Below are 11,682 nucleotides of genomic sequence, written 5' to 3' on the forward strand. Positions count from 1 at the left end.
ATATATCACTTATTCAAAATAATCTTAGAGAAGATTTAATTGCTAAAGAGTTCCCTGAGAATGTAAGTATTGGCATTAAAGGTCCTAAAGATGTAATTAATAATATTTCTCCTCATCAGATTAATGGAATAGTAAATTTTTCTGAAATTGACCAGGAAGGTCTATATAAATTAAAAGTAAAAGTTGATGCTCCCAAAAGAACTCAGATCATTAGAATTATTCCTTCGGAAATAATGGTGGAACTGGAAAAAGTTTTAGCTAAAGAGATGGAAGTGGAATATAGTTTAATAGGAACTCCTGAAAAAGGATATTCTTTAACTGGTGAACCTCAATTTAATCCTTCCAAAGTAAAGATAACTGGCGCGCAGAGTGTATTAGAAAGTATTAATCAGGTAATTTGTGCTATTGATATTTCCGGAGCAAAGGAAGATCTAAGCAGGGAAATAACTATAAAGGCAGTGGATGTAAAGGGAAATGAAATTAAAGATGTAAAAATTGAACCTGATTTTGTGGAGGCATCAATTTCTTTAACCCACGGATACCCGGAAGCTCAGTTAATAGTAAAACCAAAAATAATCGGAAAACCGGCTCCCGGTTATTATATTTCTGAAATATCATCTAATCCCGATGAAATAAGAATTTTTGGTAATTATTCTAAAATAAGTAAAATTGAATTTTTAGAGACTATTGCTATTGATATAAGTGGAATTACCAAGACTCTTTCCGTCAGAGTTCCTCCTGCTCTAGAAGAAGGATTAAATATAGCGGAAGGCGAGGTTGAGCTTATTGAAGTTACCATACAAGTTAAAGAAGCCATTATTCAGAAGGTCCTAAAAAATATTCCAGTTGTACCACGAGATTTATCTCCCTTTGTATCTTGCGAAATAAAACCAAATACAGTTGATGTAACTGTTGAAGGAAAAAATATCTTAGTTGACCTATTAAAAGCAGAAGAAGTAAAGGCTTTTATAATATTTACAGATGATTTTCGGGTTGAGCAAAAGGTTAAAGCTCAAGTAGTCCTTCCCGAAGGAATTACTCTAATTAAAGTTGAACCGGAAGAACTTACCGTGTTGATTAATAAATAAAATTTATAATTTATCAATTTACCAATTGGTGTATTGAGGAATTGGAGAATTGGTGAATTAATATTGGGATGGTTTATGAAAAAATTATTTGGAACTGACGGAATAAGAGGAATTGCTAACAAAGAGCCCATAACTGCTGAGGTGGCTTTTCGTATAGGAAGAACCGGGGCTTATTTATTTAAAGGTAAAGCTAATCCCGGAATATTAATTGGTAAAGACACTAGAATTTCTGGAGATATGTTAGAAGCTGCTTTGATAGCGGGAATATGCTCAGTAGGAGTGGATGTCCTAAGAGTGGGAATAGTACCTACACCCGTAGTTGCCTACCTAACCAGAGCCTATCAGGCTAATTGTGGAATAGTTATTTCTGCTTCCCATAACCCCTTCGATCATAATGGCATTAAATATATTAGAGGAGATGGATTTAAATTTTCTGATGCAGAAGAAGAAGAAATAGAGAGAATATATTTTGAAAATCATTCAAAGAATGAATGGCCAACTAAGGAAAATATTGGCAGGATAAAAGAATTAGTCGGTGCCACAGAAAGATATATTGAGTACATTAAAAATACCCTTTCCCCAAGATTTTCACTCAAAAAATATAAAATCGTTTTAGATTGTGCTAATGGTGCTTCTTTTATGATCGCCCCTCGTGTTTTTACCGAGTTAGGTGCAGAGATAATTACCATAAACAATATACCTGACGGTACCAATATAAATTTTAGTTGTGGTTCAGTATACCCTGATTCTTTAAGAAAAGAAGTTTTAAAACAAAAAGCAGATTTAGGCTTTTCTTATGATGGAGATGCGGATAGGGTAATTGCGGTAGATGAGAAGGGAAATATTATAGACGGCGATCAAATAATGGCAATTTGTGCTTTAAGTCTTATCAAGAAGAACCAGTTACCCAATAAAACCGTAGTAACTACCTTAATGAGCAATATCGGCCTTGATAGCGCAATAGAAAAAGCAGGAGGAAAAGTAATAAGAACAAGAATTGGCGACCGTTATGTATTGGAAATGATGAAGAAAGTTAAGGCAGTACTGGGAGGGGAACAATCAGGTCATATTATTTTTTCGCAATATAGCACTACCGGGGATGGATTATTGACTTCTTTACAACTAATGAAAGTATTAAGCGAAGAAGGAAAAACTCTATCTAATTTAGCTTCAATCGTGGAGAAATTTCCTCAGGTCATCTTGAATTCTGAGATTAAAGATAAAGGGCAATTCTTTAAAAATGTTACTATAAAAAAATTTATTACCGAAATAGAAGAGGAACTTAACGGAAAGGGCAGAATTTTTGTCAGAGCTTCTGGTACTGAATCGTTAATAAGGGTATTATTGGAAGGAGAAGATAAGAATCGATTAGAAAAAATCGCCCGGGATTTAGGGGAGATAATCAAAATGGAAGATATATAACCAGTGAATAGTAGTTATTAAATAGTATTTAGTGATAAAATCAAAACTATAAGCTAAATACTATCCGCTATGCTATATGCTAACGACTAATAGAGGGAGGTGATAAAGGAGAGTAAATTTAAAAAATTGAATATAAGCGCCAGAACTTACTTAAGAGAAATGATCAGGGATTTTACTACGGTAAGTTGACGAGGAAGGAGTTTATCGAAAATTCGGCGGATACTCCTAGGTTTGCCAGATCTTTATAAAACCTACAAAACTTGTGAGCGATTACAAGCACAAAAAGGTTTTTATGGAAAAATAAATCCATACTTAAGTATTCTTGCTAAGGTTTTTCTACTCTAATATAAACGTTTATTGAAAAACATAAAGCAAAAAGTGTAAAATTTATCAGCAAACACTTAAAAATTTAAAGCAAGGAATTCATTGCAGAAATAGAAACAATGAAGAACCCTATTATCTTTCTTAATGGATTGGTAATAGGGTATTTTATTTTAAAAAAATATTTACTTTGTGAAAGGATATAAAAATGTGTGGAATAATTGGATATATCGGTTCAAAAGAAGCTGTACCTATTTTATTGAACGGATTAAAGAAATTAGAATATCGAGGATATGATTCTGCAGGCATCGCCGCATTAAAAAATAATGAAATAAAAATAGAAAAATGTAAAGGGAGAGTAGCTAAATTAGAAAAATTATTAGAGAAGGGAGCTCCAAAGGGTAATATTGGTGTTGGTCATACCAGGTGGGCTACCCATGGAAAACCCAATAATATAAACGCACACCCACATTGTGGATGTAACTCGGAAATAGTAGTAGTGCATAACGGTATTATAGAGAACTATTTACCCTTAAAGGAAAAATTAATTTTAGAAAAGCATAATTTCATCTCTGAAACAGATACTGAGATTCTACCCCATTTAATAGAAAGCAATTTTTCGGATAATTTAACTTCAGCCGTTAAGGAATCTATAAAAGAAGTAGAAGGATCTTACGCTATAGGAGTTATTTCCACTCGCGATCCAGAGAAAATTGTTGCATCACGCTGTGGGAGCCCTTTGATTATCGGAGTAGGAGAAGGAGAAATGTTTTTAGCTTCTGATATAGCCGCCTTACTTTGTTATACCAATAAAGTAATCTTTTTGGAAGAAAAAGAAATTGCTACTATAACTAAAGATGGAGTAGAGATAATCAACGCCGAGGGAGAAATATTATCAAAAGAGATTGTATATATTGATTGGGATGAAGAGATGATCGAAAAGAGCGGATACAAACATTTTATGTTAAAAGAAATATTTCAAGAAACTATGGTAATTCGTAATAACTTGGAAGGTAGGATTGATTTATCAACAAATAAACTGAAACTCGACTACCTGACTCTTCCCTTAGATAAAATCAAAGAAATTGAAAAAATATCTATTTTAGCTTGCGGGTCATCTTACTATACTGCTTTAGTAGGAAAATATATTTTTGAAGAATTAACCGGTATTCCGGTAGAAGTGGATTATAGTTCTGAATTTAGATATAGAAAAATATTACTGGGAAAAAAAGATTTGACTATTCTGATATCTCAATCAGGAGAGACTGCAGATACTATAGCTGCTTTGAGAGCTTGCCGGGAATCTGGTTCTCATCTATTGGCAATTACCAATGTGAGAGGGAGCACTATCAGCCGGGAAGCGGATAGTGTAATATATATTAAAGCGGGACCGGAAATAGGCGTGGCTACTACAAAAGCCTTTCTTGGCCAGTTAATGTGCCTTTATATTTTAGCTCTCTATTGTGCTCAAGCAAGGAAAACCCTTGATACGTTAGAGATTAATAAAATATTTACAGAATTAATAAAGATCCCTCAGATGGTCGAGATTATTTTACTTAAAGATCCGGAGATTACTAAATTAAGCGAAGAATTTTATAAATTTCACCATTTCCTTTATTTAGGGCGGGGAATTAATTACCCTATCGCTTTAGAGGGAGCTTTAAAGCTTAAGGAGATTTCTTATATCCACGCTGAAGGTTATCCGGCAGGAGAAATGAAACACGGTCCTATTGCTCTTTTGGATAAGACTTTTCCGACAGTTGTAATAGTACCCCAGGATAAAGTTTATGCCAAAATGATTAATAATATAAAAGAAGTTAAAGCTCGAGACACTTGCGTATTGGCTATTGCCACTGAAGGCGATAAAGAGATTGCGAATAGTGTTGATAAAGTATTTTATATTCCTAAAACTTCGGATATACTATATCCGATCTTATCGGTAATACCTTTACAATTATTTGCCTACCATATTGCTGATATACTGGAATGCGATGTAGATAAACCAAGGAATTTAGCTAAAAGCGTAACGGTGGAATAGTAAAAAGAAGTCATTAGAAATAAATATTATTAGTGTAAACTATTTTGGCTAACCTATTTTGTAAAATTGTTAGATAAAGAGTATAATTGTTAAAATATATTTTAAAAAAATATAAGGAGCAGGATATAAATGAAAGAAATAACCAAAGAAGTGATTTTAAATAAGGCTAAAGAGTTAAATGTAAAATTTATTCGATTAAGATTTACCGATATTTTAGGAATGCCCAAGAATGTAGAAATTCCGGTAAGAGAATTGAAAAAAGCTCTCAATGGAGAAATTATGTTCGACGGCTCCTCCATCCAAGGTTTTGTACGAATTGAAGAATCAGACATGGTTTTAAAACCGGATTTTTCCACCTTTACAGTAAATCCTTGGGAAGAGGATAAAGATGTAGCCCGAATTACTTGTGATGTTTATAATACTGACGGATCACCTTTTGATGGTTGTCCCAGGATTAATTTAAAGAAAGTACTAAAAGAAGTGGAAGAAATGGGATATACCACTAATATTGGACCGGAAGTAGAATTCTTTCTATTTTTTTTGAATGAAAAAAGGGAAGCAACTACCAAGACTCATGATCGAGGGGGATACTTCGATCTTTTGCCTGTTGATTTAGGGGAAGAAGCGAGAAGAGATATGGTAATAGCCTTAGAAAAATTGGAATTTGAGGTTGAGGCCTCCCATCATGAAGTTGCTCCTGGTCAACATGAGATTGATTTCAGATATTGTGATGCTCTCACTGCAGCTGATAGAATAATGACTTTAAAGCTCACCGGCAAGACCATAGCTTTAAAACATAATTTACATGTTACATTTATGCCCAAACCTATAACCGGAATAGCTGGTTCGGGGATGCATACTCATATTTCATTATTCAAAAATGGAAAGAATGCTTTTTTTGACCCAAAGGGAAAATATGAATTAAGTAAGGAAGCCTTATATTTTATTGGTGGGCTATTGAAACATGCGAAAGGATTGACTGCGATTACCAATCCTTTGGTCAATTCTTATAAAAGACTAACTCCTGGTTACGAGGCACCGGTTTATATTGCCTGGTCAGAAAGAAATCGCAGTCCTTTAATAAGAATACCTGCTGTAAGAGGAGAAAGTACCCGAGCAGAATTGAGAAATCCCGATCCCTCCTGTAATCCTTATTTAGCTTTTGCAGTTATTCTAAAAGCGGGAATAGATGGAATTAAGAATCGGATTGACCCGGGAGAGCCGATAAGCCAAAATATTTATACTATGAGTAAAGAGAAGAAAAAATCTTTGGGTATTGAAAGTTTACCTTCTACGTTAAAAGAAGCCTTGTCAGAATTAAATAAGGATGAAGTAATAAAATCTGCTTTTACCGATCATATTTTGAGAAATTATATCGAAGCGAAAAGAGAAGAATGGGAAAACTATCGAATTCAAGTTCACCAGTGGGAACTGGATAGGTATCTAACCATTTATTAGTTCCAGGAATGGAAGGGATAAATTTGTTTAGCCAATTTGTTCAGGGAATAAGGATTAAATTGGTTATCAGGTTACTAAACAACTAATCAACAAAAAACATGGAGGAAAAGACTGATGATGTATTTAAATAAGAAACATAATTTAAAAAAAATTGATTTAAGAAGTGATACAGTTACCTTACCGACAGATGAGATGCGAAAAGCTATGAGTATAGCCAAAGTAGGGGATGATGTCTACAGGGAAGATCCTACCGTCAATCAACTGGAAGAGTTGGGTGCAAAAAAAATGGGAAAAGAGGCAGCATTATTTGTTCCCAGTGGAACCATGGGTAATCTTCTGGCAGTACTGACTCATTGCCAAAGAGGGGATGAAGTAATTTTAGAAATGGATTCTCATATTTATTATTATGAAGTGGGTGGCATGTCAGCAGTTGCAGGTGTAATGCCAAGATTGATGGTCGGAGATAAAGGAATTCCTGAACCGCATAACATTAAGCTGGTCTTAAGAGATGAAAATCTTCATTACCCAAAAACCACTTTAATCTGTTTGGAAAATACCCATAACCGAGCAGGTGGAACAATTATTCCACCTAAACTAACCCAAGAAATTTGCCAGTTAGCCCATCAACGGAATATTCATATACATTTAGACGGTGCTCGAATATTTAATGCAGCTATCGCCTTAAATATCGAACCCCTTCTTCTTACTAAAGATGTTGATTCAGTGATGTTTTGTCTTTCTAAAGGTTTGAGTGCTCCGGTAGGGTCAATTTTGGCTGGTTCAAAGGAATTTATTCAAAGAGCTAGAAAAAATAGAAAAATGCTGGGAGGTGGAATGAGGCAAGCAGGTGTTTTAGCAGCAGCCGGTATCATCGCCCTGGAAAATATGGTAGAGAGATTAGAGGAAGACCATAAAAATGCAAGATTTTTAGGGGAAGGATTAGCGGACATAAAAGGAATTGAAGTAGATTTAGAGACAATTCAGACTAATATGGTCTATTTTGACCTTAAAAAATCTGCTATGGATACTTTCCAATTTTTACCCAAGTTGGCAGCGTATAATATATTGGGTTCACCGCGACCACCGACTCAAGTACGTTTGGTTACTCATTACGGAATAGATAAAGAAGATATTGATAATACCATAAAGGCGATTAAAGAAATAGTCAGCTAACTAATATTTAGTATTAGTGGAGGATATGTAATATAGTAAAGAGAAAGCGGATAATAGGGGAGTATAGAAAGAAGTATCGTATCGCGTATCAAGTAGGGAGTATTTGGAGAAAATTAAAAGACGGAGACCAGAACCTAAATTAGCGGCTTTTACCAAATATATTGTATAGTAAAAAATGGTGCCTTATTAACCGAAGCAAAGGGGAGATTTATGGTGATATCTAAAGAGACGAATAAAGAAAGAGATATACAATCCATAGATTAACTAGATACTATTATGCTTAAGTATAATTTATTGAGGAAGTATTAGATGACTATAAATGGGAGCGAACTATGTTTTTTACTAAATTATTAATACTATTTGTAATAGTGCCAGTTACTGAACTGTATATTCTAATTGAAGTAGGGAAGAAGATAGGAAGCCTAACTACTATTTCTATAATCATTCTAACCGGGATAATCGGAACCTTCCTGGTAAAAAATCAAGGATTTATGATTTTAAGAAAGATCCAGGATGATTTAAATGGAGGAATCTTACCAGGAGATAGTTTAATTCAGGGAGCAATCATCCTGGCCGGAGGGATATTGCTACTTACCCCCGGCTTTATCACGGATATATTGGGTTTTGTTTTTTTAATACCGGTCAGTAGAAATATTCTGAAAAAATATTTATTACATTGGCTAAAAGGAAAGATAAAAGAAGGTAACTTTTATTATGAAGGTCATTAAAACACTTATTTATAAATAATTAAAAGAAAGCACGAAAAGGAATGATATTATTGATTGTAGGCTGTGGAATAGATTTAGTTAAAATAGAAAGAATAGAAAAGATAATTAAAAAATGGGGCAATAATTTTATTGATAGGATATTTACCTCTTGGGAGAAAGAATATTGTGAAAAAAAGGAGAGCGGAAAATTTCAATCTTATGCTGGGAAATTTGCTGCGAAAGAGGCACTATTAAAGGCATTGGCTTTAGGATTAAGGAAAGTAAGTTGGAAAGAGATTGAAATAAAAAACGATCAACTCGGGCAACCTATCATTAAAACATCCGGAAAATTAAAAAATATTGCTTCCCAAAAAGGAGTTTGTAAGTATTTTATAAGTATTTCTCACTCCAGAGAATATGCTGTTGCCCAAGTAGTTCTTGAAGGTATACTTGATAAGTAAAAATTAATACTCTAATTCGTATATATTTAGTTAAATAGTTAGTATGTTTCATTTCTTATTACGCGATACTCGATACGATATACTAACGACTATCTACTATTTATTAACGACTAATTCAAAGGAGTTATCTTATGAAAGTAGCTACCAGTCAACAAATGAGAGAAATTGATCGCAAAGCAATAGTAGAAAAGAAAATATCCGGTCTTGATTTAATGGAGAATGCCGGATTTAAAATATTTCAAAGCTTGAAAGAAATTTACCCTGACTTAAGATTAAAAAAGATTATCATCTTTTCAGGTTCAGGCAATAATGGTGGAGATGGTTTTGTAGTTACCCGTTATCTTCATAATTATGGGGTAAAAGTAAAAGTATTTCTGCTGGCTCCTTTCCATAAAATTAAAGATGAAGCAGGAGAAAATTTAAATATTATTGATAAAATGGGCATCGAATTACTTGAAGTGGAAACCGTAAAAATCGAAGAGATACAAAAAACCATACAAGATTCTGATTTAATCATTGATGCTATCTTAGGAACCGGATTACAAGGAAAAGTAACTGGCTTAAAAGCTGATATAATAAATTTAATTAATAGAGTCAATAGGGACGTGGTGGCAATTGATGTTCCTTCTGGTTTAAATGCAGATTCCGGAAAGATCGAGGGACCATGTATCAAAGCAACTCATACTATTACTTTAGCGCTGCCAAAAATTGGTTTAATGCTTTTCCCCGGAGCAAGTTTTGCGGGAAAGGTAAGGGTTGAAGATATTGGTATACCTTCTTCTCTTTTACAAAATAATAAAATAAAAACTAATATAATAACTGAGGAGATAGTTAGATCCATTCTGCCTTTTCGTTCAGCCTGTTCCCATAAAGGCTCTTTCGGCAAAGTCTTGATTTTAGCTGGCTCGGTAGGAATGACCGGAGCGGCATATTTGAGCAGTGAAGCAGCCATGAGAAGTGGTGCAGGTATTGTGCTATTAGGAATTCCTCAAAGTCTGAACCCTATAATGGAGATAAAGCTAACCGAAGTGATGACTCTTCCTCTTGCTGAAACAAAAAAACAATCTTTAGCAGAAGACGCAGAAGAAGCAATTTTAGGACCAATGAAAGATTTTTCCGTATTAGGGATAGGTCCTGGTATTTCTCGAGAATTAGAAACCCAACGGTTAGTAAGAAAAATTATAGAAAAATCTAATATACCTTTAGTTATTGATGCCGACGCAATATTTGCCTTGAGCAAAGAACTTTCCCTATTGAAAAAAGTTAAAATTCCTCCGGTGATTACTCCACATCCAGGAGAAATGGCTACACTAATAAATAAAGACATCGGATATGTCTTAGATCATCAATTAGCAATTGCCAGAGAAATTGCTCAAGAATTTAGGGTGATAGTTGTTTTGAAGGGAGCTAGGACAATCATAACTAATAAAGAGGGGGAAGTCTATATCAATATTGGCGATAATTCGGGAATGGCAACCGGAGGAGCGGGAGATGTTCTAACCGGAATAATTAGCAGTTTAATAGCTCAAGGAGCCGATAGCTTTTCTGCCGCAATAGCAGGAGTTTACATTCATAGTCTTGCTGGTGATTTAGCAAGACAGCTTAAAGGAGAAAGAGGGATGATAGCCGGTGATATCTTATCACAAGTACCTTATGCTTTTTTAAGTTTAGAATAAATGGAGTAGGATTTATTGATAACTGGAATAAATTTATTTTATTTTTTAACCTGATTTGTGTTAGATAATAAAAAAAGGAGGGAAAATAAGACTATGAAAAAGTTATTAAGCCCTACCAGGATAGAAATAAACCTTGATGCAATCGCCCAAAATGTAAGAAATATTAAAAAATTAATAGGTGAAAACAAAGAATTAATGGCAGTAGTTAAGGGGAATGGCTACGGACATGATATTCTTGAGGTCTCTTCCATAGTGCTAAAAAACGGGGCTAGCAGGTTGGCTGTCGCTCGTTTAGAAGAGGCTATTTTTCTTCGTAAGTCCGGTATTAATGTTCCCATTTTAATCCTTGGTTTGATCCCTGAACAACAAATAGAATCATTGGTCTCGCATAATATAACTCCTACGGTGTGTAGATACGAAATAATAGAAAAGATTTCAAAGTTTGCAGTTCAAGCAAAAAAGACAGTAAAAGTACATATTAAAGTGGATACCGGTATGGGAAGAATAGGAATTTCCCCTCAGCATGCCTTAGATTTCGCCAAAAAAGTAAGGTTGTTGAAAGATATAGAAATAGAAGGGATACTTACTCATTTTTCAGTTGCCGATGAGAAAGATAAGGAGTATACTGAAGCGCAATTTAAAAAATTTAGAAGCGTCTTAGATATTTTTGAAGAAGAAGGCATAAAAATTCCGATAAAACATGTAGGAAATAGTGCGACTCTTCTTAATTTTCCTCATATGTGGTTAGATTTATTAAGACCGGGAATTGCTATTTATGGATTATATCCCTCTAACGAGGTAAAGAGAACTTTAAAATTAACTCCGGCTCATAGTTTTAAAACCCAGATAACTTTTCTTAAGGAATTACCTCAGGGAGAATATATCAGCTATGGCCGAACCTATATTACTAAAAGTGGAACTAAAATTGCTTCCTTACCAGTTGGTTATGCTGATGGTTACAGTCGGCTTCTTTCTAATCGAGGAGAAGTTTTGGTAAGAGGAAAACGTTTTCCTGTAATCGGAAGGGTGTGTATGGATCAGTGCATGGTAGATGTGACTGATCTTCCTCAGGTGGAGGTAGGAGATGAAGTGGTATTGTGGGGAAGACAGGGAAGGGAAGAAATAACCGTGGAGGAAATTGCCGAAAAAATTGCTACTATTAATTACGAAATTATTCATATGCCTGATAAAAAACGTGTGCCCAAGTTATTTATTAAGGATGGGAAACCTTATAAAATAAAAAATATGTTTGGAGAAGAATTACTCTAACCTTTTGCTAAGCCGAAAAAACAAGTTTAATTAATCTGCCAATTGGTAAATTGGTCAATTATATTATAG

General features: G+C 34.3%; 9 protein-coding genes. All 9 read left to right on the forward strand.

Annotation, left to right across the window (positions count from 1 at the left end; genetic code table 11):
- Positions 1–1,088 (forward strand): hypothetical protein (locus ENO17_04435; GenBank protein ID HER24281.1); only part of this gene is annotated, 1,088 nt, incomplete at its 5' end.
- 75 nt (positions 1,089–1,163) lie between these two features.
- Complete coding sequence (locus ENO17_04440; protein ID HER24282.1) at positions 1,164–2,510, forward strand: phosphoglucosamine mutase; 1,347 nt, start codon at positions 1,164–1,166, stop codon at positions 2,508–2,510.
- A gap of 529 nt (positions 2,511–3,039) precedes the next feature.
- Entirely contained in the window at positions 3,040–4,869 is a 1,830-nt protein-coding gene (gene glmS / locus ENO17_04445; protein ID HER24283.1) for a glutamine--fructose-6-phosphate transaminase (isomerizing), read from the forward strand.
- A 129-nt stretch (positions 4,870–4,998) separates the two neighbouring features.
- Positions 4,999–6,327 (forward strand): type I glutamate--ammonia ligase, encoded by a 1,329-nt coding sequence (glnA, locus tag ENO17_04450; protein HER24284.1) that lies wholly within the window; start codon positions 4,999–5,001, stop codon positions 6,325–6,327.
- A gap of 114 nt (positions 6,328–6,441) precedes the next feature.
- Positions 6,442–7,500: a low-specificity L-threonine aldolase gene (locus tag ENO17_04455; protein ID HER24285.1), complete on the forward strand. Its 1,059-nt coding sequence runs from the start codon at positions 6,442–6,444 to the stop codon at positions 7,498–7,500.
- 332 nt (positions 7,501–7,832) lie between these two features.
- Positions 7,833–8,228, forward strand: coding sequence for a membrane protein FxsA (fxsA, locus tag ENO17_04460; protein ID HER24286.1), 396 nt, complete (start codon positions 7,833–7,835; stop codon positions 8,226–8,228).
- Between the two features lie 50 nt (positions 8,229–8,278).
- Positions 8,279–8,668 (forward strand): holo-[acyl-carrier-protein] synthase, encoded by a 390-nt coding sequence (acpS, locus tag ENO17_04465; GenBank protein HER24287.1) that lies wholly within the window; start codon positions 8,279–8,281, stop codon positions 8,666–8,668.
- Positions 8,669–8,799: 131 nt separating this feature from the next.
- Positions 8,800–10,344: an NAD(P)H-hydrate dehydratase gene (locus ENO17_04470; GenBank protein ID HER24288.1), complete on the forward strand. Its 1,545-nt coding sequence runs from the start codon at positions 8,800–8,802 to the stop codon at positions 10,342–10,344.
- Positions 10,345–10,437: 93 nt separating this feature from the next.
- Positions 10,438–11,613: an alanine racemase gene (gene alr, locus ENO17_04475; protein HER24289.1), complete on the forward strand. Its 1,176-nt coding sequence runs from the start codon at positions 10,438–10,440 to the stop codon at positions 11,611–11,613.
- The last annotated feature ends 69 nt before the right edge of the window (positions 11,614–11,682 follow it).

The organism is Candidatus Atribacteria bacterium, from assembly GCA_011056645.1.
In the GTDB taxonomy this organism is placed as follows: Bacteria; Atribacterota; Phoenicimicrobiia; order Phoenicimicrobiales; family Phoenicimicrobiaceae; genus Sediminicultor; species Sediminicultor quartus.